This window comes from Cognatundibacterium squillarum, from assembly GCF_014652435.1.
Classification (GTDB): Bacteria; Pseudomonadota; Gammaproteobacteria; order Burkholderiales; family Burkholderiaceae_D; genus Undibacterium; species Undibacterium squillarum.
The window spans coordinates 1-26,350 of the sequence record NZ_BMYU01000001.1; the positions used below are offsets into that span (position 1 = coordinate 1).

At 53.2% G+C, this 26,350-nt stretch carries 23 protein-coding genes; 16 read left to right on the forward strand and 7 right to left on the reverse strand.

Annotated features, from left to right (window positions below; translation table 11 throughout):
• Positions 1–45: 45 nt before the first annotated feature.
• Positions 46–267, reverse strand: a complete 222-nt coding sequence (locus tag IE092_RS00005; protein ID WP_189354975.1) for an acyloxyacyl hydrolase — start codon at positions 265–267, stop codon at positions 46–48.
• Positions 268–429: 162 nt separating this feature from the next.
• Between IE092_RS00005 and IE092_RS00010 the strand changes: the two genes are divergently transcribed.
• Positions 430–861, forward strand: a complete 432-nt coding sequence (locus tag IE092_RS00010) for a DUF7684 family protein (RefSeq protein WP_189354976.1) — start codon at positions 430–432, stop codon at positions 859–861.
• A 160-nt stretch (positions 862–1,021) separates the two neighbouring features.
• Here IE092_RS00010 and upp read toward each other — a convergent pair whose 3' ends face one another.
• Positions 1,022–1,657: a uracil phosphoribosyltransferase gene (gene upp, locus IE092_RS00015; protein ID WP_189354977.1), complete on the reverse strand. Its 636-nt coding sequence runs from the start codon at positions 1,655–1,657 to the stop codon at positions 1,022–1,024.
• Between the two features lie 212 nt (positions 1,658–1,869).
• Here upp and IE092_RS00020 point away from each other — a divergent pair, with 212 nt between their 5' ends.
• Positions 1,870–6,843 carry a coiled-coil domain-containing protein gene (locus tag IE092_RS00020; RefSeq protein WP_189354978.1) on the forward strand — a complete coding sequence of 1,658 codons (4,974 nt, stop codon included), beginning with the start codon at positions 1,870–1,872 and terminating at the stop codon, positions 6,841–6,843.
• 383 nt (positions 6,844–7,226) lie between these two features.
• Here the strand turns inward: IE092_RS00020 and IE092_RS00025 are convergent, their stop codons facing one another.
• The 3 genes from IE092_RS00025 to smpB form a co-directional block, all read right to left on the reverse strand.
• Complete coding sequence (locus IE092_RS00025; RefSeq protein WP_308427087.1) at positions 7,227–8,594, reverse strand: ATP-binding protein; 1,368 nt, start codon at positions 8,592–8,594, stop codon at positions 7,227–7,229.
• 14 nt (positions 8,595–8,608) lie between these two features.
• On the reverse strand, positions 8,609–9,376 hold the full coding sequence (gene ompR, locus IE092_RS00030) for an osmolarity response regulator transcription factor OmpR (protein ID WP_189354979.1): 768 nt from the start codon (positions 9,374–9,376) through the stop codon (positions 8,609–8,611).
• Positions 9,377–9,661: 285 nt separating this feature from the next.
• Positions 9,662–10,132, reverse strand: coding sequence for an SsrA-binding protein SmpB (gene smpB, locus IE092_RS00035; RefSeq protein ID WP_268249263.1), 471 nt, complete (start codon positions 10,130–10,132; stop codon positions 9,662–9,664).
• A gap of 89 nt (positions 10,133–10,221) precedes the next feature.
• On the opposite strand from smpB, the gene IE092_RS00040 reads away from it, so the two are divergent.
• Complete coding sequence (locus tag IE092_RS00040; protein WP_189354981.1) at positions 10,222–10,653, forward strand: type II toxin-antitoxin system RatA family toxin; 432 nt, start codon at positions 10,222–10,224, stop codon at positions 10,651–10,653.
• The gene (locus IE092_RS00045) at positions 10,646–10,948 is read left to right on the forward strand and encodes an RnfH family protein (protein WP_189354982.1); all 303 of its coding nucleotides are present in this window, start codon (positions 10,646–10,648) and stop codon (positions 10,946–10,948) included. The genes IE092_RS00040 and IE092_RS00045 overlap by 8 nt, the downstream gene beginning before the upstream one ends.
• A 112-nt stretch (positions 10,949–11,060) precedes the next feature.
• Here IE092_RS00045 and IE092_RS00050 read toward each other — a convergent pair whose 3' ends face one another.
• Positions 11,061–11,546, reverse strand: a complete 486-nt coding sequence (locus IE092_RS00050) for a DUF4124 domain-containing protein (protein WP_229792948.1) — start codon at positions 11,544–11,546, stop codon at positions 11,061–11,063.
• A 106-nt stretch (positions 11,547–11,652) separates the two neighbouring features.
• On the opposite strand from IE092_RS00050, the gene guaB reads away from it, so the two are divergent.
• The 10 genes from guaB (at position 11,653) to IE092_RS00100 (ending at position 21,617) form a co-directional block, all read left to right on the forward strand.
• The gene (gene guaB, locus IE092_RS00055; RefSeq protein WP_189354984.1) at positions 11,653–13,113 is read left to right on the forward strand and encodes an IMP dehydrogenase; all 1,461 of its coding nucleotides are present in this window, start codon (positions 11,653–11,655) and stop codon (positions 13,111–13,113) included.
• A gap of 29 nt (positions 13,114–13,142) precedes the next feature.
• Positions 13,143–14,183, forward strand: coding sequence for a GGDEF domain-containing protein (locus tag IE092_RS00060; protein ID WP_189354985.1), 1,041 nt, complete (start codon positions 13,143–13,145; stop codon positions 14,181–14,183).
• Between the two features lie 11 nt (positions 14,184–14,194).
• Entirely contained in the window at positions 14,195–15,787 is a 1,593-nt protein-coding gene (guaA, locus tag IE092_RS00065; RefSeq protein WP_189354986.1) for a glutamine-hydrolyzing GMP synthase, read from the forward strand.
• Between the two features lie 536 nt (positions 15,788–16,323).
• On the forward strand, positions 16,324–16,893 hold the full coding sequence (locus tag IE092_RS00070) for a DarT ssDNA thymidine ADP-ribosyltransferase family protein (protein WP_189354987.1): 570 nt from the start codon (positions 16,324–16,326) through the stop codon (positions 16,891–16,893).
• Positions 16,893–17,537: a type II toxin-antitoxin system toxin DNA ADP-ribosyl transferase DarT gene (gene darT / locus IE092_RS00075; RefSeq protein WP_189354988.1), complete on the forward strand. Its 645-nt coding sequence runs from the start codon at positions 16,893–16,895 to the stop codon at positions 17,535–17,537. Before IE092_RS00070 ends, darT begins: the two co-directional genes overlap by 1 nt.
• Positions 17,537–18,613: a type II toxin-antitoxin system antitoxin DNA ADP-ribosyl glycohydrolase DarG gene (darG, locus tag IE092_RS00080; RefSeq protein ID WP_189354989.1), complete on the forward strand. Its 1,077-nt coding sequence runs from the start codon at positions 17,537–17,539 to the stop codon at positions 18,611–18,613. The genes darT and darG overlap by 1 nt, the downstream gene beginning before the upstream one ends.
• A 364-nt stretch (positions 18,614–18,977) precedes the next feature.
• Positions 18,978–19,613 (forward strand): 7-carboxy-7-deazaguanine synthase, encoded by a 636-nt coding sequence (queE, locus tag IE092_RS00085; RefSeq protein WP_189354990.1) that lies wholly within the window; start codon positions 18,978–18,980, stop codon positions 19,611–19,613.
• An 18-nt stretch (positions 19,614–19,631) separates the two neighbouring features.
• The gene (queD, locus tag IE092_RS00090) at positions 19,632–20,075 is read left to right on the forward strand and encodes a 6-carboxytetrahydropterin synthase QueD (protein WP_189354991.1); all 444 of its coding nucleotides are present in this window, start codon (positions 19,632–19,634) and stop codon (positions 20,073–20,075) included.
• The gene (gene tadA, locus IE092_RS00095; protein ID WP_189354992.1) at positions 20,075–20,629 is read left to right on the forward strand and encodes a tRNA adenosine(34) deaminase TadA; all 555 of its coding nucleotides are present in this window, start codon (positions 20,075–20,077) and stop codon (positions 20,627–20,629) included. The genes queD and tadA overlap by 1 nt, the downstream gene beginning before the upstream one ends.
• Positions 20,630–20,666: 37 nt before the next feature.
• The gene (locus IE092_RS00100; RefSeq protein ID WP_189354993.1) at positions 20,667–21,617 is read left to right on the forward strand and encodes an LD-carboxypeptidase; all 951 of its coding nucleotides are present in this window, start codon (positions 20,667–20,669) and stop codon (positions 21,615–21,617) included.
• Between the two features lie 343 nt (positions 21,618–21,960).
• On the opposite strand, the gene IE092_RS00105 is transcribed toward IE092_RS00100, so the two are convergent.
• Complete coding sequence (locus IE092_RS00105) at positions 21,961–23,640, reverse strand: MFS transporter (RefSeq protein WP_189354994.1); 1,680 nt, start codon at positions 23,638–23,640, stop codon at positions 21,961–21,963.
• 330 nt (positions 23,641–23,970) lie between these two features.
• Between IE092_RS00105 and IE092_RS00110 the strand changes: the two genes are divergently transcribed.
• Together IE092_RS00110 and IE092_RS00115 are read left to right on the forward strand one after the other, a co-directional pair.
• Positions 23,971–25,788 carry an acyl-CoA dehydrogenase gene (locus tag IE092_RS00110; RefSeq protein ID WP_189354995.1) on the forward strand — a complete coding sequence of 606 codons (1,818 nt, stop codon included), beginning with the start codon at positions 23,971–23,973 and terminating at the stop codon, positions 25,786–25,788.
• Between the two features lie 74 nt (positions 25,789–25,862).
• On the forward strand, positions 25,863–26,339 hold the full coding sequence (locus tag IE092_RS00115; protein WP_229792949.1) for a PaaI family thioesterase: 477 nt from the start codon (positions 25,863–25,865) through the stop codon (positions 26,337–26,339).
• The last annotated feature ends 11 nt before the right edge of the window (positions 26,340–26,350 follow it).

A 26,350-nucleotide genomic window follows, 5' to 3' on the forward strand; every position in this document is an offset into this window, starting at 1 on the left:
ATGCATCAATGCGGATCACTGCACAGACAGTGCCCCGCCAATACCTCAGAACGGGTACGCCACCCGCAGAACTGCGACATTCGCACCCGGATTCGGACGCTTGATCGCGCCATTGGAAAAATGCTGCACCTTCAGACCAACGTCCAGCCCGTTGTTGAACACATAGCCGACGCCGAGGTGATCACCAAACTGGAAGGCTGTTGAGAATCGACGGCCGTTGTTGTTATAAACGTGGTATGAATATATGCCCGCTAACCCGACAGTCATCAGATACTCCGAAAACACACTTTGCAGTTATATTGTTGAATGGCGCTACGCACTTGCACTGAGACAAATTAATTATGCAGTGCAAATATAGTCAAGATTTCCAGTTTTTTAGATATCCTGTGTTGCACAGTTTTTCACGACAATATGAAGTAAAGGAAACAGATGAAGACAACATATCTTCATATGCATCCCGGATCGTTGACCGACCGGATGTTTATGATTCAGAACAGTTATACCCATGTTTTGGTGATTGCGCTGACGTCTGTATCAGACCACTCAAGGTATGAATTTTGTCGAAAGTTGATCAGCGATCATTTGCGCTATCTGATGTGCTGGGGGGCATTTGCGAAAGCATGGGAGGATTCTGCAAATGATGTGATTTGCGATAGTCCTGAGTCAGGATCAACTAGCGTAGTGACGACCTGTCCTCCTGACGAGATGCTTGAGGAGGTATGTTGGTTTGCAAAGTACGCTGCATTAACGGCCAGCGATGAGCCTCGCAGTTTGTTAATACTGGAGATCTCTGAGGTGTCTGAGTATGCTGGTGTCGCTGAGATCGTCAGTGCTGATCGCAGTACAGTATTTGATGCGTGATTTCCGGATGCGGCATCGAAAGGTTAGAGGGTAGCATCCGGTATCCGTATTGCTGAATTATGCAGTAAAACAAAACCCCGCAGCGTTTCCGGCAGCGGGGTTTAATGTTTCTGAGGGCAGTGTTTAAGCACTGCTTATCAGTTTAGTCAGGGTAGCTGGCTTATTTTGTGCCGAAAATACGGTCGCCTGCGTCACCAAGACCTGGAACGATGTAGCCGTGTTCATTCAGACGCTGATCGATCGAGGCGGTAATGATCGGTACATCAGGATGCGCTTTGCGCATGACTTCGATTCCTTCCGGTGCGGCCAGCAGACAAACGAATTTAATCGTTTTCGCGCCGCCGCGTTTCAGGCGTTCGATCGCGGCTGCAGCGGAGTTGCCGGTTGCCAGCATCGGGTCAACAACGATGACCAGACGCTCAGAGATATCTTCCGGCACTTTGTAGTAATACTCTACCGGCTCCAGTGTTTCCGGATCACGATACAAGCCGATGTGGCCAACGCGGGCATTCGGCAGCAGATCCAGCATGCCGTCGAGAATGCCGTTGCCGGCGCGCAGGACGGAGATCACGCACAGTTTTTTACCGCTGATGACCGGTGCATCGATTTCCTGAATCGGTGTTTCGATACGGGTGAATTCGATCGGCAGGTCGCGGGTGACTTCATACGCGAACATCTGGCTGATTTCGCGCAACAGGCGGCGGAAATTGTCGGTTGGCGTATCTTTGCTGCGCATCAGCGTCAGCTTGTGTTGCACCAGCGGGTGCTTAATTTCAGTCACTAAATCGTTCAACATATTCTCCAGCTAAATTTTTTGCAGGCGCTATTGTACGCCCCTATGCCGTTTTACGGTGTAGTCAAACTAAAAACAAACACTCAGCACGGAAAAAGAGGGGAAATCCTGCCTGTATTCTGGTCTTTGAAACAGTTGCAAATCGGGATAATGACAGCATACGAAAGAAGTTTTTCTTCTGTTGCACGATATTGGCACTCAAAACGGGGTTGAGTATGGACAAGGATCAGACACTTTTACATCGCATGACACGCGGTTCCTTTGATGAGGAATTCGATGACAGCAGTGTATTTATGCATTCTTCCGGCTTGCTGGAATCGAATTCTCGGATTGATGTGAAGGGAATCCGTGAGGCAATTGCCCGTGTCGAGGCACGGGCTGCACAAGCTGTTGCGGATCAGAAAGCTGCATCTCAACCGGCAGCGATAACGCCAGCCATGTCGGAGGTCACCCCGGACCCGGCAATGCTGGCGGCTGCGGAAACGAAGCGTCAGCAATTGAAGCAGCAACAGGAAGACGCACTGCGTCAGAAGCTCAGCCTTGAAGCCCGTGAGCGCGCCGATAAACAATGGCAACACGCTGCACCACTGCCTCCGGTTACCCCGATGCCGGCACCGGTAGTGCAATTGTCGTTGCCTGAAGAAGAGCATGCATCTGTTGCTGCGAACGCTGCGTTATCCCGTTTTACGCTGCAAGCGCAAGCACAGACAGCGCAGTCCCAGCCGGAAGACAGTCCGCTGACGGAAGAGCGACGCAAGATGGTGCAGATTCTGGAGCAGGAACATCTCGCTATTTCTCAGGCGCGCAGCGAATCTGAGCAGCGCGCACTGGAAGCCATCCAGATGCGCGTTCAGGCAGAGCTGGAACTGAAAGATGCCGCAGAAAAACGTGCTCAGGCGGAAGCGCAAGCGGCTGAAGCTGCGCGTGCACGCCGTGATGCCGAAGAGAAAATCCGTCTGATGACGGAAGAGCGCATCCGCACCGAAAAAGCATTGCAGGAAGCGGCAATGCAACAGATTGAATCTGCTGCCATGGCAGATCATCAGATCAAAGCACGCTTGCAGGCAGAACAGCAAGCGCTGGCGGAAGCCGAGGCCCGTCGTCTGGCGGAAGCGGCAGCAACGGCAAATGCGGCTGCGCGTATGGAAGAAGAACAGCGTGCTGCGCGTATCGCACAGGAACGTGCGCAGGTTGAACAATCTGCACTGGAAATCGCTTGTGAGCAAGCCAATGCAGAACAGGAAGCTTTACAAGTCGCGGTACTGACAGCGCAACTGACAGGTCAGGCAAAACAGGCAGCGGAAGACAAACTGCAAATTGCGAAAGAACTGGCGGCGGCAGAAGAGCGCCGTTTGCGTGCGGAGCAAAATGCGGCTGCAGCACTGGCAGAGAAACTGGCGGCAGAACAACGTATTGCGACAGAGCTGGAATGCAAAGCGCAATCAGAGCGTGAACAGGCTGCAATGCTGGCGGAAAAAGAGGCAGCAGAACACGCAGCACGTATCGCGCAGGAAGCAGCGCTGGCGACAGCAAAACGTGAAGCAGAGCAGGCACAGCAACTGGCTGCTGTCAGTCAGCAGCGCGCAGCACTGGCGGCAGAACAGCAGCAAACCCGCGAAGCTTTGCTGGCGGCAGAATTGCAGACTGCACGTGAAGAACAGCAGGCGCTGGATTTACTGCAGGAAGCCGTCGAGACTGAAAAACTGAAGGCTGAAGCAGCACAGGATACCGTGCTGGCAGCACGCGAAAAAGCAGAAGCAATCGCGGCAGCGACCGAGGCACAGATTGCTGCGCGTAATACCGAACTGCAGGCCTTAGAGCAGGCGCGTGCACAGCAGGAGGCCGCAGAGCAAGCCCGTCTGGCTGCGGAACTCGAAGCTGCTGCACGTGAAGATGCTTTGCTGCATCAGGCGCAGCAAAAACAACTGGCAGAACAGGCTGCGGCGCTGGCTGCATTGCAGGCTGTGCAATCGGAGCAGGCAAATCAGGCCGAGCAATCGCGTTTGCAGGCAGAGGCACTCGCTGCACAGGCAATGCAGGAAAAGTTGGAACATGAGCAGGCACTGGCCGCAGTTTTGCTGGAAAAAGCAGAGCAGGAAAAAACACAGGCGGCATTGCTGGCACGCCGTCAGCATATTCAGGAAGAAGCGCGTATCGCACGCCGCGCACTGATCGATGCAGAGCAGGCAAGGGTTAGCAAGCTCGAAGAGCATGCCCGTCTGCAGCAAGACTATCTGCAACTGGCGCAGGCCCGTGCACAGGAAACGGAAGCGCTGAATCAGGTGCTGGCGCAAAAAGCAGATACAGAAGCCCGTACCCTGATCACAACGCAGGAAAATCTGCAGACTGAACAGGCATTGCAGGCCGAACTGAATGCCCGCCTCGCGCTGGAACAAGCCAGTCTGGAAGCACGTCAGGCATCACTGGCGGCAGAACAACAGGCGCGTGAATTACTGGATCTGCGTGTGCAGGAAGAACAGTGTCTGCGTGCTGAGCAGGAGCTGATTCAGCAAGCGGAACTGGAGGCACTGGCTTTGTTGCAGCGTCGCAAAGAAGCTGCGCAACAACTGGCTGTGCTGGAGCGTGAAGCACTGCGCACTCAGCAGGAAAATGAACAGCAGTTGCAGGCACAACTGGCGGCGCAACAACAGCGTCTGCAGGCAGAGCTTGAAGAGCGCGAGGCACAGCGTTTGCGCGCGGAAGCAGAGCAGATCGCCAGCGCGGCAGCGGCTGCCCGAGCAGAACGTGAGGCAGAGCTGGCGGCAATGGCGCAGGAACGTGCGCAGGCTGAACAACTGGCAGCGCAACTGGCTGACAGCAAGCTGGCTTCTGAGCAACGTCTGCGTGAACAGGCACGTGTGTTTGTCGCGACGCAGAAAAAAGCACTGGAACTGGTAGAAGAAAAACTGGCGAAAGTCTCGTTGCTGGCAGACACCGAAGCAGAAAAAGTACGTGCTGAAACCGAGGCGCTGGCACACACTGCCCGCGAACAGGCGATGGTGCAACAGGCCTTAGTAGCAGCCGACGCTGCGCGTGCAGAGGCTGCACAGGCTGCCGCGTTTGCCGCCGCCAACGCACACACGGCAGAGCAGATCCGACTGGCAGAGGCAGCGCGCGCAGAAGCTGAGTGCAGCCTGCATCAGGAACTGGCTGCAATTGCAGATCAGGAAGCTTTACTGGTTCGCGTGACAAACGAAAAACTGGCGCTGGCAGAACAATTGCACATCGCAACCGAGCAGCGTATTGCATCGGAAGAAGCCTTAGCAAAGGCTACTTCTGAACGCATGGCGGCCGAACAGGCGGCAAAAGCGGAAACGGATCGTCGCATAGAGGCAGCTTACCGTCAGGCAGCACTGGCACGTCAGAAAGCCAGTGCAGAGCAGGCTCGTCGTCTCGCGCTGGAGCAAGCCAATGCGGCTGCCGATGCAGCAATTCTTGCTGAACAGGCTGAAGCAGAAGCGCAGCAGCAACGTGCGGATGCGACACAGCAAAAGATTCGTTTGCTGCAGGAAAACACCGCGCTGGAACAAGCACGCGCCATAACGGAGCAAGAACTGGCAAAAGAGCTGAGTGCACGTCAGCACAGCGACCAGCAGGCGCTGCAGGCAATGCAGGCATGTGTTGCGCAAGAGGCTGCACTGGCAGCTGCCCAGGCGGAACGTGCCGCTGCAGAACAGCATGCACTGGAAATGACGCAAGCCAAACTGGCCGCAGAAAATGCAATGCTGGAACAGGCAAAACAGCATGCGGAAATGCAGACGGCAGCCCAGCAGGCCGCATTGGAGAATCAGGAAAAAACAGCAGCATTGCTGCAGCTGGAACAGGCGCGCTTGCAGGCAGAACAGGCTGCGGCACAACATCTGGCAGAACGCATTCAGGCAGAACAGCAAGCGGCGTCTGCCGCTGCACAGGCGCAGATCGCTGAACAGCGACTGGCTAAAGCTGCAAGCGAAGCGGCAGCAGCTGCAGAGTTACAGCAACGTGCAGCACAGGAAAAAGCATCTGCACAGGAAGAAGCTGCCCGTTTATTGCAAATGGCAGCCGCGCAGGAACTGGAAGCCGCACAAATGGCGGAAGCCGCAGCACAGGAAGCCAGCCGCGTACTCGCGCTGCAGGCAGACAATGCAGAGCAGGCACGCCGCGCACTGGCACTGGCAACGCAGCAACGTGAAACCGAACAGGAAATTCAGCGTCAACATGCAATGACGGTTGCCGCCGCAGAAGCCCGTCTGGCAGCAGAACATGCCTTGCTGGACAGCACTGAAATGCGCTTGCAGCACGAACAGAATCTGGCCCGTGAAAGTGAGGCGCGTCTGCAGGCAGAAGCACAGGCGAAACTGGCAGAAGACAGTCTGGCGCAGCAGGAACAGGCACTGGCAGCCGCCGCCAAAGCACGTGCAGAAGCCGCTGCCGCAGCAGAAGCACTCATTGCACAACGTATTGCGGAAGAGCAGCGCCTGATGGCGGAAAGTCTGGCGGTCGTTGCGAAGGAACAGGAAAAACTCGCAGCGTTGAAACAGGATCAGGCTGCGATTGCCGAAACAGCAGCCCGTACTGCGGCAATGGATGAAGAACATGCGGCGCTGGCGGATCTGATTCTGCAACGCCGTGAGGAACAGCAAGCTGCAACAGCCGCATTGCAGGCAGCACATCAGCATGTGGCGGAACTGAATCAGGCGGAAGTGGCAATGCAGGAATGGCTGCAGACGCAGGCAGAAAGCATGACCCTGCGTGCAATGCAGTTACAGGCGATGGCAGAGCAGGCCGGTATCGAAGCGGACAGTCTGATTGCAGCACAGGCAATTCAGCGTGCAACACTGGAAAAAACACGCCGTGTTGCTGAACAGCAGGCGGAGGCAATGACCCGCGATGTACTGCGCAAGCTGCAGTACGAAGGTAACCGCGTGAACGGCTGGTCTGATCAGGTTCAGGCATTGCTGCAACAGGCCCCGGTGCAGTTTGACATGCCGGCGATGGCAGCGAACGATGCAAAGCGCAGCTGGCGTCCGGCGCTGGTGGCGGGTGCAGTGCTGACTGCGGGCGTGCTGGGTGTCGGTTTGCTGCATGTTGCCGGTCCGGCACAGGCAGTGGCAGCACCGGCTGTGGCCAAAGTGCAGGTCGTCAATGCACCTGCACAATCCTTGCCTTCACTGAAAATGTCTCTGACACTGAGCGCACCGGCACGCTGAGTTTGTAAAGTTTCACTGAGTCAGAGCGGCGTAAGCCGCTCTTTTTTATATCCGGTCATTGAATGAGGTTGTACTGATGTATGGCGCAGAGTTTTGCCCGACTTCGTGCCGGTTGCTCATCAGGCTGCCAATCGCCGGAAGACCGAAGTCCGGCGTGTGCGGCCGCTGAACTGCACGCTGAGTATGCAAGAATCGTCATTCGTGATTTACGGAGCCCCGGACTTTCTGCCGACGACCGCCGGATCGCTGTGCCAGACTCCGCATTTGAGGCATTTTTGCCCCGAATTTGGCTTGCTGACGGATTTGCTGACGCTGACAGGCCGGAAACCTGTCAGTGAGTATGGATTGCAGATGGAACGGGCGTCAGAGAACTGCTGAATATCTCAGCGCGAACGGTGCTCAGGGATAATCATCACGGCCACAAAGCCACGATGTTCATGATTGTAAATACGTAAGCGACCGCGATGACGTTTGATGATACGGTCCACAATTGCCAGTCCGAGGCCGGAGCCATTGGCCTGACTGCGGGAAGCATCGGCGCGGGTGAAAGGTCGCAGCAAGCGGTTGATGTCATCGTCCGGTGCGCCATCACCATAGTCACGGAAACTGATCAGTACGCCTTGCTTCTTGCCATTTTTTTTCAGGCTGCACTGCACTTCCATCAGCACGGTCTGGCGATCCGGATTTTTGCCGTAACGGCAGGCATTCTCAATCAGGTTAGAAAACAAACGATGCAATTCCGTTTCATTGCCATTGATGATCAGGCCGGGCGTGATATCCGTACGAATCTGCAGGTTAGAAATGCGCGATGCGTAATCCTTGATGACTTGCAATAACAGTTCACTGATTTCTACCGGCTCGAAATCATGGTTATCCAGCGGTTTTGCGTAATCGAGGAACTGATTAATGATCGCATCCATCTGCACCAGATCGGATTGCATACCGGCGCGCGCCTGCGGATCGAGATCCGCCATTTCCACTTCCAGCTGCATACGCGCCAGCGGCGTGCGCAAATCATGCGAAATACCGGCCAGAATGATGGTGCGGTCTGTTTCAATCCGCGCCAGATCTTCCACCATCGAATTAAAACTGGTGTTGGTTTCGCGGATTTCTTTCGGGCCGCGTTCCGGCAAAGGCTGAGGGCGCTTACCTTGTGCGATCTGATATGCCGCCTGACTCAGCTGCGCCAGAGGGTCATTGATCAGTTTGGAAATAATGACCGCGCCGAGTAAGGTCAGCAGCAATGTTGCAGCAGCCCAGCTGATCACCGGGATGGTAATCGGCGGCTCAATACGTTCGGTATCCAGACGCAGCCAGTAAGGCTGATCATTGATGCGGAAGCTGATCCAGAAACCGGTTTCGCCATTCACCTGACGCGCAAAGCGGGTATCGGCACCAAGCGTTTGCGTCAGGGAAGCGCCGAGTTCGGTGTTAAAGGCGTTCTTCTCCAGCGGCGCAGTCACATCTTCACGGTGCAAAGTTGTGATGCGTACCCCTTCGTTACGCGCCATTGTCGTCAGAAAGGCCACGCTGTTTTCCGGCGGAGAGTGTGCAAGTGCAGCGCGACTGACCGTGACAATCGACACGATCTGCGAGCTCAGTTGCTGCGCCCGTGGTGTGCGTTCAAGACTGCGAAAACTGGCGAACCAAAGCAACATGCTTGCCATCACAAGGGCGGCAAGCATGAAGAAGGTGCGCCAGAATAATCCGCTTTTCAGCCATTCCATACTGTTGAGGTAGGAGGCAATCAAAGGTTTACCGGTATTCAGTTTTTCTGTCCGTCAGGAATAAACACATAGCCCAGTCCCCAGACTGTCTGGATGTACAGCGGGTTGGACGGGTCCGGCTCGATCAGTTTGCGCAGGCGGGAAATCTGTACGTCCAGACTGCGGTCAAACACTTCGTATTCGCGGCCGCGTGCCAGTTCCATCAGTTTTTCACGCGACATCGGCTGACGTGCATGACGCGCAAACACTTTCAGTACCGAAAATTCGCCGGTGGTCAGCGAAATGGTCTGTGTACCTTTACGCAATGTGCGGGTACCCAGATCCAGTGTGAAGTCGCCAAAACTGAAGGTTTGCGGACCATCGGATGGTGCGCCCGGCAATTCATCAGGTGCTTTACGGCGTAAGACGGCGTTGATACGTGCCACAAGTTCACGCGGGTTAAATGGCTTCGGCAGATAATCGTCCGCACCCATTTCCAGGCCGATAATACGGTCGACTTCTTCGCCTTTGGCGGTCAGCATAATAATCGGGGTCTGATCGCCACCACCGCGCAGGCGTCGGCAAATGGCCAGCCCGTCTTCACCCGGCAACATCAGATCCAGTACCAGCATGTCGTAACGTTCACGCATCCACAGCTTGTTCATGACCTGTGCGTTCTCTGCGCCGACGACATAAAAGCCTTGCTCTGTCAGATAGCGGCGCAGCAGTTCGCGCAGCCGTAAATCATCATCAACAACCAGGATTTTCGCTTTTGGCGGAGTGCCCGGTTGGCCAGCACTTTGTTCAATCGTGTTTACAGTATTCATAGGCCGTAATGGTACTGAGAACGTTTCATATTGGAAACCGTTTAGGACGGGGGCTTACAAAGAGTTACATACTTTACTGTGATCAAAATCGCCGCGTTTGTCGCGGAATTTCGTCGAATCCGATGCTTTTTTGCACACAGTTGCAAAAAACAGCAACGATGCCGGCTGATTCTCTCACGTATTTCGGGTGGCTGACAGAGCCAGATCAGAGGTCATGCCGAAAGCGCGCTGTTTGCGGCAGAAAGGGGAGCAGGGCGCGGCAGAAAAGCCGCGCCGGAAGGAAAATCAGCGGCGGTGCTGCTTCATGATTTTTTGCTGTTCGCGCTGCCAGTCGCGTTCACGCTCGGTATCACGCTTATCGTGCTGCTTTTTACCTTTCGCAAGGCCAATCTGGCATTTGATGCGGCCTTTGCTGTAGTGCAGATTGATCGGTACCATGGTGTAACCTGCGCGTTCCACTTTACCGATCAGTTTGGAAATTTCCTCAGCGCGTAACAGCAGCTTACGGGTACGGACCGAATCCGGACGGATATGGGTGGATGCGGTTGGTAATGCGCCAATGTGCGCGCCGAACAGGAAAATTTCTCCCGCTTTCACGATCACATAAGCTTCTTTTAATTGCACTTTGCCAGCGCGGATAGCTTTTACTTCCCAGCCTTCCAGCACCATGCCGGCTTCAAACTGTTCTTCAACAAAGTAATCGTGGAAGGCCTTTTTATTGTCTGCGATAGTCATGCGTGTTTTTTCTCTGCTAATGCGTCACGGTCTTTATGCTGACGAGATGTCGTCAATCCGGCGACTCGGGTAAAATGCGAACCTGACATTTTACCAAATGGTTTTATTCAATGGCGGTAGTACATAAGACAGTTTTTGTTGCTTACAGCGCCGAGCAAATGTTTGCTCTGGTGGATAAGGTGGAAGCGTACCCTGAATTCCTGCCCTGGTGTGGCGGTGTTTCCGTTCAGGAGCGCACAAATGCGGCATTGGTCGCAACTTTATCGATTAATTATCACGGTATTCGTCAGAGCTTTACGACGCGAAATCAGAACCAGCCACCACATGCAATGCAAATGCAACTGGTGGAAGGACCATTCCGCCATTTAACCGGTAGCTGGAAGTTTACTCCGCTGCGAGCTGATGCATGCAAGATCGAGTTTGATTTGCATTACGAATTTTCCAGCAAGTTGCTGGAGCATATTATCGGACCGGTATTCAGCAAAATTACGAACAGTTTCGTTGACAGTTTTTGCCAGCGCGCGGAGAAGGTCTATGGCTGAATTGATTCAGGTCGAAGTTTGTTATGCATTGCCGGAACAAGTGTTCCGTATTCCGCTGACGATCGCTTCCGGTGCCGACATCGCCGCAGCAATTCAACAAAGCGGGATTGCAGAAAAAGCCGGTATTCGCGACATCAGTGCCATGCCGGTTGGTGTTTTCGGTAAAAAGAAAACGCCGGATAGTGTGCTGAAAGATGGAGACCGCATCGAAATTTACCGTCCGCTGACCGCCGATCCTATGGAAGCGCGCCGGCGCAGAGCGGCGAAACAAAATCGCAAGCGCGGAACGATGTAAGCCGGTACGCAAATCAGCTCCGGCAATTTCTGCGGTAATAGAGAGAGAAAGAATAAAAAATAAAACGGGCTATCAGAGCCCGTTTTATTTTTGCCGATACCGGAAATAAAAATTACTGACAATTCGCCAGCGCTTTTTTCACCTGATCGATTTCTTTCGATCGCTGAGTATCATCGAGGAAGTAGCGTTCACCTTTGCTGTCTACGTTGGCTACGCGTTCACCGGATTCCAGACTGCGCTGGTAACTGCGAGCGCGTTCGCAATCTGCTTTTTTATCCTGACTGGCTTGCTGCTCTGCCGCGTTTTTTTGCGCAGCTTCAGCCTGCTCAGTACGGCGTTTGTTGTAATCCTCGTTTTTACTCGCTGTGGTCTGTGGTTTGGCCGGTGCCGATGGCGTGGTGGCGGCAGGGGCAGGGGCAGATGTGGTGCCTGCTGCTGCGCCCGGTGCTTTAATAATGCGGCTCTTCGGCACAGAAGCCGGCGGCGCGGTGTCGGAGTATTGTTTGTTTCCTTTTTCGTCAACCCAGATATACTGGGCCATAGCGAGTCCCTGAACACAAATCAGAGACAGTAATGCGATCAGCGTGCGGCTTTTCATAGTTTGATGTGTGAAAGTGTCATAATCAATAACGAGAGTTTTACACGGTACGCGACGCGCTCGCAAGTTTTCTGTATAATTCGCTTTTGCGCCTATAGGAAAGACTATGCGTTTACTTCAAAAAGCACTCACGTTCGATGACGTGCTACTCGTACCAGCCTATTCGAACATCCTCCCGAAAGACACCTCCCTTGCGACCAAACTGTCGCGCAATATCAGTCTGAATATCCCGCTTGTGTCCGCTGCAATGGATACAGTCACGGAAGCGCGACTGGCAATTGCGATGGCTCAGGAAGGTGGTATCGGTATCGTCCACAAAAATCTGACTGCAGCTGAGCAAGCCCGCGAAGTTTCCAAAGTGAAACGTTTTGAATCCGGCGTGTTACGTGATCCGATCACTGTACCGCCGGATATGCGTATCAGGGACGTACTTTCTCTGTCGCATCAGCATGGCATCAGCGGTTTTCCGGTGGTGGAAGGCAAGTACGTGGTTGGTATTATCACCAATCGTGACCTGCGTTTCGAAGAAGATCTGGAAGCGGAAGTACGCGCGAAAATGACACCGCGTGACAAACTGGTGTTCGTCAAAGAAGGTGCTGATCTGGCGGAAGCCAAGCGCCTGATGAACAAACACCGCCTCGAACGCGTACTGGTGATCAACGACGACTTCGAACTGCGTGGTCTGATCACAGTGAAAGATATTCAGAAATCGACAGAGCATCCGTTTGCATCCAAAGATGCACGTGGTCAGCTGCGCGTTGGTGCAGCGGTCGGTGTTGGTCCTGACAATGAAGCCCGTATCGATTTGCTGGTGAAAGCCGGTGTGGACGTGATCGTTGTGGATACTGCACACGGTCACTCGAAAGGTGTTCTGGATCGCGTACGCTGGGTAAAAGATAACTACCCGCACATCGACGTCATCGGCGGCAATATTGCTACTGCTGCTGCAGCGCTGGCGCTGGTTGAGCACGGCGCGGATGCGGTGAAAGTCGGTATCGGGCCTGGTTCTATCTGTACTACACGTATTGTTGCCGGTGTCGGTGTGCCGCAAATCTCTGCAATCGCTAACGTTGCAACCGCGCTGAAAGGTACCGGCGTTCCGTGTATCGCTGACGGTGGTGTGCGTTTCTCCGGCGACGTGGCAAAAGCACTGGCCGCTGGCGCATCGACTGTCATGATGGGCAGTATGTTTGCAGGTACCGAAGAAGCGCCGGGCGAAGTGATTCTGTATCAGGGTCGCAGCTACAAATCGTATCGCGGCATGGGCAGTCTGGGTGCGATGTCTGCAGGTTCTGCTGACCGCTACTTCCAGGAATCCGGCAACAACCAGGACAAACTGGTGCCGGAAGGCATTGAAGGTCGCGTACCTTACAAAGGCAGTGTGCTGGCAATTCTGTATCAACTGGTCGGCGGCGTTCGTTCTTCCATGGGTTACTGTGGTTGCGGATCGATCGACGACATGCACAATAAAGCAGAATTCGTCGAGATCACATCTGCAGGCATGCGCGAATCGCATGTTCACGATGTGCAGATCACCAAAGAAGCACCAAACTACCGGGCTGAATAAAGCTGGCTGACACGAAAACGGGGGCGTGCATGTCATCAGGCGTTAGCAGTTTTCAGCTGACTTCCGGAGCGCCGGCGAATACCGCAATTGAGCGGCTTTCTGCCGAAAAACCGGAAGCCAGAATTGCGCGCTTTGAACGACTGGGCTTGCAACTGTTTTCGGTCGCAAACTGCTTCATCACATTTGGCCGGCTTGCCGGACGCAGTAACAGTAACGGACATCCGATTTCCGAAATGGAAGCGGTGTTCAGCGATTATTTTCCGCTGACGGAAGATGTCGTGCTGATCGACGATCTGACACAGGATGCCGAACTGGCGCAACTGCCTTACGTGGCAGGTGCGCCGTTTATCCGCTTCTATGCTTCCTATCCTGTCCACGATATGCATGGTCAACTGGTGGCATGTATCCGCCTGATTGACTATCAACCGCGAAAACTCGATTCCACCGCACACTTGCTGCTGGCCGACATGGCCGTGCTGATTCAGCATGAACTGGCACTGACTTCTGTCTGCCAGCAACAGCATGAGTTACTCAAACAAAACCGTTATCTGAAACGCGAAGCCATGATTGACCCTTTGCTGGGTACATGGAATAAAGGTGCCATCATCCGTTCACTCGGACTGGAGCTGGAGCGTTGCCGTAAAGCGGAAAAACCGCTGTCACTCATGTTTGTGTTTCCGGATCAGATTGAATTGCTGCGGCGTGATCATGGTGTGTCCGGTGCAGACCAGATACTCATCCGTATGGTCAGCCGCATCCGGTCATGCATACGTCCGTTTGATGCGCTGGGTCGTTTCGGCGAAGATCAGTTTCTGATTGTCTTGCCCGGCGCTTCGCATCTGGTGTCATTTGCTGTTGCCGAACGTATCCGCCTTGCTGTGATGATGCATCCAGAACCAGTAAATCAGGTTCCCACAAAATTAACTGTCTGTACCGGCACTGTTTCGACAGATGCATTTCCGGATGCAGACCCGGAGGCGCTGGTCGGCCTCGCTGAAAGAGCGCTGCTGTCTGCAAAGAGAGCAGGTAATAACAGTGTTGTTCAGGCCGAGCCAGGGCAACCGACATAAATATCTGAATTATGCATTCAAAAATCCTCATTCTTGATTTCGGATCACAGGTCACTCAGCTGATCGCCCGCCGTGTACGCGATGCAGGCGTATTTTCTGAAGTACATCCTTATGACGTTAGCGACGAATTTATTCGTACCTACGGCGCATCCGGCATTATCTTGTCCGGCGGCCCTAGCAGTGTGACAGAAGGCGATACACCGCGTGCACCGATGGCAGTGTTCGATGCTGGTGTTCCGGTGCTGGGCATTTGCTACGGTATGCAAACCATGGCAGCACAGCTGGGTGGCGTTGTGGAAAACGGTCTGGTACGTGAATTCGGTTACGCCGAAGTACGCGCACATGGCCATACCGCGCTGCTGAACGGTATCAATGACTTCGTCACCGACGAAGGCCACGGCATGCTGAAAGTCTGGATGAGCCACGGCGACAAAGTGAACCAAATGCCAGAAGGCTTCAAGTTGATGGCATCCACGCCAAACTGCCCGATCGCCGGCATGGCCGACGAATCCCGCCGTTTCTACGCAGTACAGTTCCACCCTGAAGTAACGCACACCCTGCAGGGCGAAGCAATGCTGAGCCGTTTCGTACATGAAATCTGCGGCTGCAAATCCGACTGGAATATGCCTGACTACATCGAAGAAGCGGTTGCCGCCATTCGTGCGCAAGTCGGCTCCGATGAAGTGATTCTGGGCTTGTCCGGTGGTGTGGACAGTAGCGTTGCTGCTGCGCTGATCCACCGCGCTATTGGCGATCAGCTGACCTGCGTATTCGTTGATCACGGCCTGCTGCGCCTGAACGAAGGCAAAATGGTCATGGACATGTTCGCCAAAAATCTGGGCGTTAAAGTCATCCATGTTGATGCAACTGCACAGTTCATGGGCCATCTGGCAGGCGTGACGGATCCGGAAGCAAAACGCAAAATCATCGGTCGCGAATTTGTTGAAGTATTCCAGGTAGAAGCTGGCAAACTGAGCAACGCAAAATGGCTGGCGCAGGGCACGATTTACCCTGACGTGATTGAAAGTGCGGGCAAAGGCAAAAAAGGCGCGCACACTATCAAGAGCCACCACAATGTCGGCGGTCTGCCGGAAACACTGAACCTGAAACTGCTGGAACCACTGCGCGAACTGTTCAAAGATGAAGTGCGCAAACTGGGCGTGGCACTCGGCCTGCCACACAGCATGGTTTACCGTCATCCTTTCCCGGGTCCGGGTCTGGGCGTGCGTATTCTGGGCGAAGTCAAACACGAATACGCAGAACTGCTGCGCCGCGCAGACGCGATTTTCATCGAAGAACTGCGCAACACTGTAGTAGATCCGCAGGCAGAAAAACAAATCACCTGGTACGACGCCACCAGTCAGGCATTTGCTGTATTCCTGCCAGTGAAATCCGTTGGTGTGATGGGTGACGGCCGTACTTACGACTACGTTGTTGCACTGCGCGCAGTACAGACACAAGACTTCATGACTGCACACTGGGCGCACCTGCCGTACGACCTGCTGGGCCGTGTTTCCAACCGCATCATCAATGAAGTACGCGGCATCAACCGAGTTGTGTACGACATCTCCGGCAAACCACCGGCAACGATTGAGTGGGAATAATTAGCTTGCACTGACATTTAGTCCGAGCCATCAAAAAAAGCCCGCAACGAAGCGGGCTTTTTTGAGGGAGATACAAAATAGAATTGCAAAAGCATTTGCAGTATTTTTATCATTTAAGTTCGTCGTGACCATGGAAAGTGGTTGTGCTTACGACTGATCGAGAATTAATTTCTCAGTGAGTTGTAAATACATTAATTTTTTATTTATATTTGGTGGCGGCAGTAATTCCTATGTCTTGGAGGCTGTTGCTGGTGGGGTATTGTGCCGATCTGGTAAGATTATCTGGCTATAAAGGAGGGTATGGTCAAAATTTGCTCAGATACAATGAACAGCAATTAGTAACGCAAAGTGCTCTCACCTTTTGGCTTGAGACATGGATTAATCCGATGAGCGTTCTTTCGATTGAAATTTTACTCTGCTGTGACTGAATTCCTGAAAGTGTTTGATTGAATCACGAAGGTAACACGGATGCCCTGAGGATTGGGGGGGGGGCTTGAAGTAGTGAGTATGGCCGAGGTGCTTAACGGAGGTTTTATATGTCAGATATTAAAAAGCAGAAGCTTATCTATCACCTGACTAGCCTTGAAAATATGTCTGGAATTCTCGAGCACGGATTATTACCTCGTGCACACCTACAAGACTTTGCAGATGTCGCCGATCAGGAAATCATTGAGGGCAGAAGTGATTATGGCCTCGAAAACTATGTTCCTTTTCATTGGTTTGCTCGTAACCCGTTTGACGGTCGAGTACAGATTGATCGGCCAGATGAAGACTTTGCTATTATCGCTGTCCGGCGAAGTGTGGCACAACGCGAAAATTGGAAAGTAATTCCTCGCCATCCATTGGCTAATGTTGAACCGGAATTGTTGGACTTTCAGCGTGGGTTTGATGTGATAAATTGGGAGACGATGAATACTCGGAACTATCACGATCCTGAGTGCAAGAGTATTTGTATGGCAGAGTGCCTCTCCTTTGGCCCGGTTCCAGTAAGTAAATTTTTCAAAATTTATGCGCCAAATGACGAAGTAGCTGAAGCAATCGGAGAAATGATTGATAACATGGATCTGGAGTTAGAAGTGGATGTAAATCCTGGGATGTTTCTGTAATGCTTTATAACAATCTCAATCCGGAAAAAGCGTTGATCTGGCGGATTGTCCATCGCGACAACCTTCCGTGGATTCTGGATAATGGCCTGTACTGTGGTAATAGTGAGGTGAGGTCTCCAGCTTGGGTGAATATCGGCAATCCGGAGCTTATTGACAAGCGAGCTCGTCATGCTGTGCCGTTGCATCCCAAAGGCTTCCTGAATGATTATGTGCCGTTCTATTTCACACCTTTTTCGCCAATGTTGCGCAACATTCACACGGGATGGGGCGGCATCAAAAAGTGGCCGAACGAAGAAATTGTAATTTTGGTTTCCAGTCTTCGCCACGTTGCCGAGATCGGATTGCCTTTTCTGTTCACGGACAGTCATGCCTATTATCAGTGGGCAGATTACTATTCGGACTTGGCAGACCTCGATAAAATCGACTGGCCTTTGCTGCAGAGAAGGGATTTCAAACGGGACCCGGAAGACCCTGCTAAGTTTGAACGATATCAGGCCGAGGCGCTAATTTACCAGCACGTGCCGGTAGCTGGGCTTCTTGGCATCGTGTGCTATACAGAATCTTTGAAACAATGCATCAAACAGGAAATTCAGGTTCGTCATTTGAATCTTCCAGTTTATGTACGGACAGGGTGGTACTTTTAATGATTACATTTACTCAGGGCAATTTATTGGAGGCTCGTGCTGAGGCGCTGGTCAACACCGTCAACACCGTCGGAGTGATGGGGAAAGGCATCGCGCTGATGTTCAAAGAACGGTTTGATGAGAATTTCCATCGCTACGCTGCCGCCTGTAAAGCCAAGGAAGTGCAGACCGGAAAAATGTTTGTAACGTCGGTACACGAATTGGATGGGCCACGCTGGATCGTCAACTTTCCTACCAAGCAGCACTGGAGGGCGCCATCACGCATGGAGTGGGTAGTGGAGGGCTTGCAAGACCTTCGGCGCTTTTTGGTTGAACAGAAGGTTCAATCCATCGCGATTCCACCGCTGGGAGCTGGAAATGGCGGGCTAGAATGGATGGATGTGCGTAAACAAATTGAGTTGGCACTAGGTGATCTGGATATAGATATCTTGGTGTTTGAGCCGACTAAACAATACCAAAATGTTGCTAAGCGGACTGGCGTAGAAAAGTTGACGCCAGCGCGTGCATTGATCGCCGAACTTGTGCGCCGGTACTGGGTGTTGGGTATGGAATGCAGCCTGTTGGAGATTCAGAAGCTTGCATGGTTTGTGGAGCGCGCTATCGAGCGCTATAACCCTGGCGACAACCCACTGAATTTGCAGTTCACTGCGCATAAATATGGTCCATATGCCAACCGACTTGATCACTTGTTGAATAACTTAGATGGAAGCTATCTGCACTCCGAAAAGCGGATTAGCGATGCTAATCCACTAGACGTGATTTGGTTCGATGATGAACAAAAGGAGTTTGTTCAAGCATATCTCAACAGTGAAGCTCGAGCTTACATTCGAGCCTTGGAATCGGCGACTGCATTGATTGATGGTTTTGAGTCACCCTTCGGAATGGAGTTGTTAGCGACTGTGGATTGGTTGCTTGCTCGCGAAGGTGTGGAGCCGAATATATCTGCTTTACGAGAAGGACTTCGTAATTGGCGAGGAGGAAAGGATGCAGCCATGCGTAAGGTCCGACTCTTCGATGATCGTGCGCTGCGCATTGCACTGGAACGTCTGACACAATCTAAGGTAGCAACGGCTTGAAAGGGTGATTTGAGCTGCAACGTTATATTTTTCCCAGAAATAAGAATTTGTCATTATATTTAGAGCATTGACTCTCCGTTGGTCAAACAAGAGGACCGCAATCAAGCGGGCTTCTTGTTTTGAATGTGAAGGCATCCGGCTACGTCAGCATGTGAAAATTACCCTGAAATCCCGCCAGAGTTGAATTCTTCCAGTCCGTGAATTAGCCTGAGTACTTGCCTGTGGTATCATATGCGGTTACGCCGATTTGTATGTCGGCGTTGTCGTTTTGAATCGAATCAATATCGTGGCATTTCAGGCAACGGTGCGCCGGTTGGTGTGCGTGCTTTGAAAGCGGCCATAGTCCATAGAGTGGGAATCAGGCGTGACTTACAGCGTCAAAGAAATGTTTTATACGCTGCAGGGCGAGGGCAATCATGCCGGACGTCCGGCGGTGTTTTGCCGGTTTTCCGGCTGTAATTTGTGGACCGGGCGCGAGCAGGACAGGGCGACGGCGATTTGTCGTTTCTGCGATACCGATTTTGTCGGTACCAACGGCGAAGGCGGCGGTAAATTTGCGACGGCAGAGCAACTGGCTGAGCGGATTAACAGCCTGTGGCCAGCGTCGTATCCGCAAAGCAAATATGTGGTATTCACCGGTGGTGAGCCGCTGTTGCAGCTGGATACGGTGCTGATTGACGCGATGCATCAGCAGGGCTTTGAGATTGCGATTGAAACCAATGGTACGCTGCCGGTACCCGAGGGGGTGGACTGGGTTTGTGTCAGTCCGAAAATGGGTTCCGAGCTGGTGGTGCGACGCGGTAACGAGATCAAGGTGGTCATACCGCAGGATGGTCAGGATATGGCTTTATATGCCAGCCTTGATTTTGAACATTATTTTGTACAGGCAATGGACGGGCCGGATCAGAAGGATAATATCCGGTTGGCGATTGAGTTTTGTAAGCAGCATCCGCAATGGAAACTCAGTCTGCAAACGCATAAGCTGTTACAAATCCCTTAAAAGAATATCTGAAGTTTCATGTTAACCATTACCCGTAAACTGGAATTCGATGCGGGTCATCGTATTCCTGACCATAGCAGCCAGTGCAGAAACCTGCACGGGCACCGTTACACGCTGCAAATCACGCTGACCGGCGAGGTGGTGGAGCATGACGGTGAATCTGATAACGGCATGATTATGGATTTCGGCGATATCAAATCGCTGGCAAATCAGCATCTGGTGAATCTGTGGGACCATGCATTTATCGTGTATGAAAAAGATTTTCTGGTGCGTAATTTCCTGGAGAAATTGCCGGGCCATAAAACAGTGATTATTGACCGTGTGCCAACCGTGGAAAATCTGGCCAAGATTGCGTTTGATATCCTGAAAGAGGTGTATCACAACCGCTTTGGCCGCGTGCTGGAACTGAAAAAAGTGACGCTGTACGAAACCCCGAACTGCTGGGCTGAGATCGACGGCTGATGGAAGCCGTGCCGTATTTACGTGATGTGCCAGCCCAGCCGCAGGATGCGGAGTGGATGCAGCTGGCCATTGCGGAAGCCAGAAAAGCCGAAGCAATCGGCGAAGTGCCTGTGGGGGCGGTGCTGGTTCACGATGGCAAGCTGATTGCCACCGGCTACAACCAGCCCATTGGCCTGCACGACCCGTCTGCCCATGCCGAAATGATGGCATTGCGCGCCGCCGGGCAAGCGCTGCAAAATTACCGCTTACCGGATTGCGATTTGTATGTGACGCTGGAGCCTTGCGCGATGTGCGCAGGTGCGATCATGCATGCGCGGATTCGTCGTGTGATTTTCGGGGCCAGCGATCATAAAACCGGCGTAGCGGGTTCGGTGACGAACTTATTCGAGCAGGACAAGCTGAATCACCATACGCAGGTAACCCGCGATGTGATGGCGGAAGAGTGCGTGGGTTTGCTGCGCAGTTTTTTCGCGGAACGACGTCGTCTGAATAAACAAAAAAGGGCAGAAGCTGCTGCTTCCTGTACCTGTCATTGCGGCAACGGGGCGCTCTGAGTTAAGCTCCTGCACTGGTCTTTTTACCGGTGCTGCCATGTCTGATTTACCCCGTTTGTCTTCGCCGCAAACTCTTGCGGTGGTTATTCCCAGTAGTGCGCCATTGGCGCGTCAGAACCCTGAGCGGGGCTTAGCCAGCCTGCGTGAGATGGGTTTTGCCGTGCGTTCGTTTTACGATGCCGATGCAAAATTTCAGCGCTTCGCCGGTTCCGATGCGGCGCGCGCTGTATCCATGATGCAAGCTGCGCAGGATGCGGATACTGGTATTTTGCTGGCCTTACGTGGCGGTTACGGTTTATCGCGACTCATGCCTTTGATTGACTGGGATGCGTTTGCGACTGCCGGTAAAACCTGTGTTGGTTACAGCGATTTCACCTTATGTCATCAGCAATTGCTGCGCCGTGGCGTGCCTTCGCTGGCAGGGCCGATGTTGTGTGATGACGCTTTGCGTGATCCTTTGCATCACTGGACCTTGCAGCAGTTTGTGGATGTGCTGGAGCATGACACGCATCGCCTGCAATTCCGTCAGACCGAAGCAATTGACGCCGGAATGCAGGTGGCAGAAGAAGGCCGTTTGTGGGGTGGGAATCTGGCGATGCTGGTGCATACGCTGGGCACGCCTTACTGGCATGAAGAGCAGAACGGGATTCTGTTCCTCGAAGATATCGGTGAGCATCCTTACCGTGTGGAACGCATGCTGCTGCAACTGCATTACGCGGGCGTACTGAACCGTCAGAAGGCGATTGTGCTCGGGGATTTCTCGGGCTACAAGCTGGCGGAACACGATCAGGGCTATGACTTTGCGGCGATGCTGGCATACATCCGTTCACTGGTGACAGTGCCGATCGTGACCGGTTTGCCGTTCGGGCATATTCCCGACCGTGCGACGCTGGTGGTGGGCAGTCAGGCGCAATTGCTGGCGCAGGGCGCAGAAGTCAGCCTGACCATGCATTACCGTTTGCCGCATCTGGCAAGCGCTCCGCGCTGATCCTGTGCGCGTGGATTGTGCAGGTATCCGCATCCGGCATTTCCGGAGAGCCGGACTTTCTGCCGACGACCGCCGGATCGCTGTGCAGAACACCGCATTTGAGCCTGTTTTGGTCAGTTTCGGGCTATTCCGGGCGATCCGGGGCTTAGTCTCAGCTGCTGACTCTGTCTGGCAGCATTAGCGCGTCAGATAGTTTTTCTGGCAAAGTTGTGATGAATGTCGCGATTTGCGCAAACCTGCAAACAGGTCAGTCGTTAAAAACAAAAAGCCCCGCACATTCGGCGGGGTTTTTTGTTGTCTGACTGCCGGGGATCTTGAAAAAGTACCGGCAGGTCAGCAGGGCTTAGTCTTGCGAGTAGATGTCGTTGTCTTTGGTTTCGCGGACAAACAGCACACCAATCACGAAGGTTGCCAGAGCGATGATGATCGGATACCACAGACCGTAGTAGATATCACCTTTGAAGGCCACCAGCGCGAAGGCTGTAGTTGGCAGCAAGCCACCGAACCAGCCGTTACCAATGTGGTAAGGCAGAGACATCGATGTGTAGCGGATACGGGTTGGGAACATTTCTACCAGCATCGCTGCAATCGGGCCGTACACCATGGTGACGTACAGAACCAGAATTACCAGCAGAACCAGAACCATCGGTTTGTTGATTTGTGCAGGATCGGCTTTGGCAGGATAGCCCGCAGCTTTAATCGCAGCAGCAATGGTTTTCTTGAATTCCGCTTCTTTGGCTTTACTGTCAGCATCGAAGTTGCGGCCGTCAGGTGTCAGTTTTGCATCAAACGAGGTGTAAGTTTCGTTACCGATTTTGATGGTAGCCACAGAACCTGCAGGTGCTTCAACGTTAGAGTAGTTCACGGAAGAGGAAGTCAGCACGCCTTTTGCAATATCGCAGGAGGAAGTGAACTTCTTGGTACCGGTCGGGTTGAACTGGAACTGGCAGTTTGCCGGATCAGCTGTTACCACAACAGGAGAGTTTTTCAGTGCGTTTTCCAGTGCAGGGTTTGCATAGTGTGTCAGCGCATTGAAGATCGGGAAGTAAGTCACTGCAGCGATCAGGCAGCCTGCCATGATGATAGGCTTACGGCCGATTTTGTCAGACAGCGAACCGAATACGATGAAGAACGGTGTACCGATCACCAGCGAAGCAGCGATCAGCATATTTGCCGTTGCACCATCGACTTTCAGTGTTTGCTGCAGGAAGAACAGCGCGTAGAACTGACCGGTGTACCAGACTACAGCCTGACCAGCAGTCAGACCAACCAGTGCCAGAATCACGATTTTCAGGTTTTTCCACTGACCGAAGGATTCTGTCAGTGGTGCTTTGGAAGTTTTGCCTTCTGCTTTCATTTTGGCGAAAGCAGGGGATTCATTCATGGACAAACGAATCCAGACAGAAATTGCCAGCAGGAAAATCGACACCAGGAAAGGAATACGCCAGCCCCATGCTGCAAACTCTTCTTCACCGACTGCAGTACGGGTACCCAGAATCACCATCAGGGACAGGAACAGGCCGATCGTTGCCGTGGTCTGAATCCAGGCAGTGTAAGCACCGCGTTTGCCGTTTGGTGCATGTTCAGCCACATAAGTCGCTGCACCGCCGTATTCACCACCCAGTGCCAGACCTTGCAGAACACGCAGCGTGACCAGAATGATCGGTGCTGCGATGCCCCAGGTCGTGAAGTTCGGCAGCAAGCCGACGCCAAAGGTGGCGCCACCCATGATCAGAATCGTGACCAGGAAGGTGTATTTACGACCGATCATGTCACCGAGGCGACCAAACACCAGCGCGCCGAACGGACGAACGATGAAGCCTGCTGCAAACGCCAGCAGCGCAAAAATGAAGCCGGTATTCGGATCGGTACCGGCAAAGAATTGTTTCGCGATAATCGCGGCGAGCGAACCGTACAGATAAAAGTCATACCACTCAAACACTGTACCGAGAGAGGATGCAAAGATCACTTTGCGCTCTTCCGCTGTCATGCCGCTTGACGCTGCTTTTTGTGCTGTCGCCATGCTTGTCTCCTGTTGTGTAATTAAATGTATAGGGCCGCCGCGTCAGGCAAACTGCAACACCTGACTCAGATGCTTACTTTCAGTGTGGGAGACAAACCTTACTAGAGTCTTGCTTGAAACTTACAGAAACTTACACGCAGGCAATTCACCGGCAAAACAGGATTTTTTTCAGGGAAATCCGCTGCCCAAACGCGCATACCCCGAGAGCGTGACAGCAATCTTTGATCTGCTTACTGGCAGGCTTGTTGGAAAAGCACTACATTGAAGTCAATTGCAGCAGCATTGCACCGGAATTTTCAGGGAAGTTTCACTGTTCAGCGGGGAAATGACATGCCTACATCGCTTATTCACCGGCAAACGCTGGAGTTTCTGCTATTTGACTGGCTGAAAGCGGATCAGTATCTGCATCACGGCGCTAAACAAATGCACAATCGTGCCAGTCTCAGTGCGTTGTTGGATCGGGCGGCGAATCTGGCCGGTGACAAACTGGCATCGTGTTACCGGCAGGCTGATGAACACGAACCTGTGCTAGAAAACGGCACAGTCCGCATGACACCGGAAATCAGAAATGCCTTACATGCGATGCGTGATCAGGGATTTTTCGGGCTGACCCAGCCATTTGAAGAGGGCGGGCTGGGATTGCCGGTACTGATCGAGCGGGCCTGTTTTGCACTGTTTGCTGCGGCGAATCCGGCGGTTGCTGCCTATCCGCAAATTTCACTGGCGTGCGCCCGTACTATCCAGAGCTGGGGTACGCCGGCACAGATAACGCAGTACGCCGCCCCGGTTTTCACAGGGAAAATGTTCGGCACAATGTGTCTGGCGGAACAGCAGGCGGGTTCCAGTCTCGGTGATATCGAAACCCGCGCCATTCCTGATGGTCCTGCTGCGTACCGCCTGTTCGGACATAAAATGTGGGTGGCGGGTGGTGCGCACACGATGGCGGACAACATCGTGCATCTGGTGCTGGCAAGAGTACCGGACAACCACGGGAACCTGATTCCGGGTGTCCGCGGATTGTCGCTGTTTCTGGTACCCGCACTGATCCGTCAGGCGAACGGTGAGGCAATTGCGCAGAATGATATTTCAGTGACAGGTATAAACCGCACCATGGGCTATCGCGGTCTGATCAATTGCAGCCTGAGTTTCGGGGAGGGAACACATCGTCCCGGCGGTAAAGCCGGTGCGATCGGGTGGTTAATCGGCCCTTTGCACAGGGGGCTGGCACCATTACTGCAGTTGATGAACGAGGCGCGGGCAGGAACCGGTCTGTTTGCAGCAGCGATTGCAAGCGCAGGGTATCAGTTATCTTTGCGATATGCGCGGGAACGGCGTCAGGGAAGAGCATGGACAGAAAAGTCAGCAGAGGCGCCACAGATCCCGATCATCCGGCACGACGACGTGCGCCGCATGCTGTTGCGCCAGAAGTGTTACAGCGAAGGCGCGCTGGCGCTGAGTCTGTATTGCGCAAGACTCAGTGATGAAGAATCCACCGCACCGGATGCAGATTTACGGCGTCATGCGACCTTGCTGCGCGAATTGCTGACACCGGTAGCGAAGTGCTGGTCTGCACAGTGGGGATTGCAGGCAAACCATCTCGCGATTCAGGTTTTTGGCGGTGTCGGATACACAAAGCAGTGCGCAGCAGAGCAATTATTCCGGGACAATCGCCTGAATGCGATTCAGCAAGGCACCCACGGTGTGCAGGCGCTGGAGTTACTCGGTAAAAAATTGCGCCTTGAGGATGGAACCGCGCTGGAATTGCTGGGCGAAACCATGCACAAAACCTTGCTTAAAGCGGGGCAACACACGGTGCTGGCTGCGCACGGAAAGCATCTTGCGAGAGCAATGCACTTGCTGGCGCGGGTGACCCGGCAGTTGCTGACCGATACGCAGCAGGAACGGGCAATGGCGCAGGCATCGCCGTATCTGGAAGCATTTGGCCATGTGGTTGTTGCATGGATCTGGCTGGATGTGGTTTTGTGCTGTGAGCATGTCGGCGGCAATACAGAACCCCACTTTTTTGCAGGTAAGATGGCGGCACTCGACTACTTCTATTTGTGGGAATTGCCCTCAGCAGAACTGATGCTGAACCAGCTGGCGCAGGCCGGGAAAAACACCATGCATTTCCCCGATCAGTCATTTTGAACTTTCGGGAAATTCAGTTGTGGCCGCTGCTTCGGGTATGATGCGCGTTTTGCTTTATCTATCCGGAGTTCCGCTTGATTACCCCAGATGCAGACCACGCGCATCCTCTTTCAGATTGCGTATTCACACCCGTACAGGCTGATACCCATCCCTATTTACATGCGCTTGGCGTGATGTTTGGCAATTGTTCCGCCGGACAGGGGCGGACTTTACTGCCGCTGACGGACTCACATATGAATAGCTGGGGAATTACCCACGGCGGAGTCCTGATGACTTTGCTTGATGTCACAATGGCGAATGCCGCCCGCAGTCTGGTCAGCGATGAGCGGGGTGTGGTGACTGTGGAAATGAAGACAACTTTTCTGCAACCCGGCGGCGTTGCGGGGATAAAGATTGAGGCGTCCGCCAGCGTGGTATTTCAATCGACGACGATGTGTTTTTGCGAAGCCGAAATCTGCGACGGAGAACGATTAATTGCAAAAGCCAGCGGTACGTTTAAATATTTGAAAATCGCCAATTCTGCGGCGCAGCTGCGCAGAATGTGCAGGTAAATACAGGTTGG

Coding starts and splice junctions, on each gene's coding strand:
- IE092_RS00005 (WP_189354975.1), bottom strand. CDS start 267: ATGACTGTCGGGTTAGCGGGCATATATTCATACCACGTTTATAACAAC.
- IE092_RS00070 (WP_189354987.1), top strand. CDS start 16,324: ATGTCAGATATTAAAAAGCAGAAGCTTATCTATCACCTGACTAGCCTT.
- IE092_RS00040 (WP_189354981.1), top strand. CDS start 10,222: ATGGCGGTAGTACATAAGACAGTTTTTGTTGCTTACAGCGCCGAGCAA.
- darT (WP_189354988.1), top strand. CDS start 16,893: ATGCTTTATAACAATCTCAATCCGGAAAAAGCGTTGATCTGGCGGATT.
- IE092_RS00050 (WP_229792948.1), bottom strand. CDS start 11,546: ATGAAAAGCCGCACGCTGATCGCATTACTGTCTCTGATTTGTGTTCAG.
- IE092_RS00060 (WP_189354985.1), top strand. CDS start 13,143: ATGTCATCAGGCGTTAGCAGTTTTCAGCTGACTTCCGGAGCGCCGGCG.
- darG (WP_189354989.1), top strand. CDS start 17,537: ATGATTACATTTACTCAGGGCAATTTATTGGAGGCTCGTGCTGAGGCG.
- guaB (WP_189354984.1), top strand. CDS start 11,653: ATGCGTTTACTTCAAAAAGCACTCACGTTCGATGACGTGCTACTCGTA.
- queD (WP_189354991.1), top strand. CDS start 19,632: ATGTTAACCATTACCCGTAAACTGGAATTCGATGCGGGTCATCGTATT.
- IE092_RS00020 (WP_189354978.1), top strand. CDS start 1,870: ATGGACAAGGATCAGACACTTTTACATCGCATGACACGCGGTTCCTTT.
- IE092_RS00045 (WP_189354982.1), top strand. CDS start 10,646: ATGGCTGAATTGATTCAGGTCGAAGTTTGTTATGCATTGCCGGAACAA.
- IE092_RS00105 (WP_189354994.1), bottom strand. CDS start 23,640: ATGGCGACAGCACAAAAAGCAGCGTCAAGCGGCATGACAGCGGAAGAG.
- ompR (WP_189354979.1), bottom strand. CDS start 9,376: ATGAATACTGTAAACACGATTGAACAAAGTGCTGGCCAACCGGGCACT.
- upp (WP_189354977.1), bottom strand. CDS start 1,657: ATGTTGAACGATTTAGTGACTGAAATTAAGCACCCGCTGGTGCAACAC.
- guaA (WP_189354986.1), top strand. CDS start 14,195: ATGCATTCAAAAATCCTCATTCTTGATTTCGGATCACAGGTCACTCAG.
- IE092_RS00110 (WP_189354995.1), top strand. CDS start 23,971: ATGCCTACATCGCTTATTCACCGGCAAACGCTGGAGTTTCTGCTATTT.
- tadA (WP_189354992.1), top strand. CDS start 20,075: ATGGAAGCCGTGCCGTATTTACGTGATGTGCCAGCCCAGCCGCAGGAT.
- IE092_RS00100 (WP_189354993.1), top strand. CDS start 20,667: ATGTCTGATTTACCCCGTTTGTCTTCGCCGCAAACTCTTGCGGTGGTT.
- IE092_RS00010 (WP_189354976.1), top strand. CDS start 430: ATGAAGACAACATATCTTCATATGCATCCCGGATCGTTGACCGACCGG.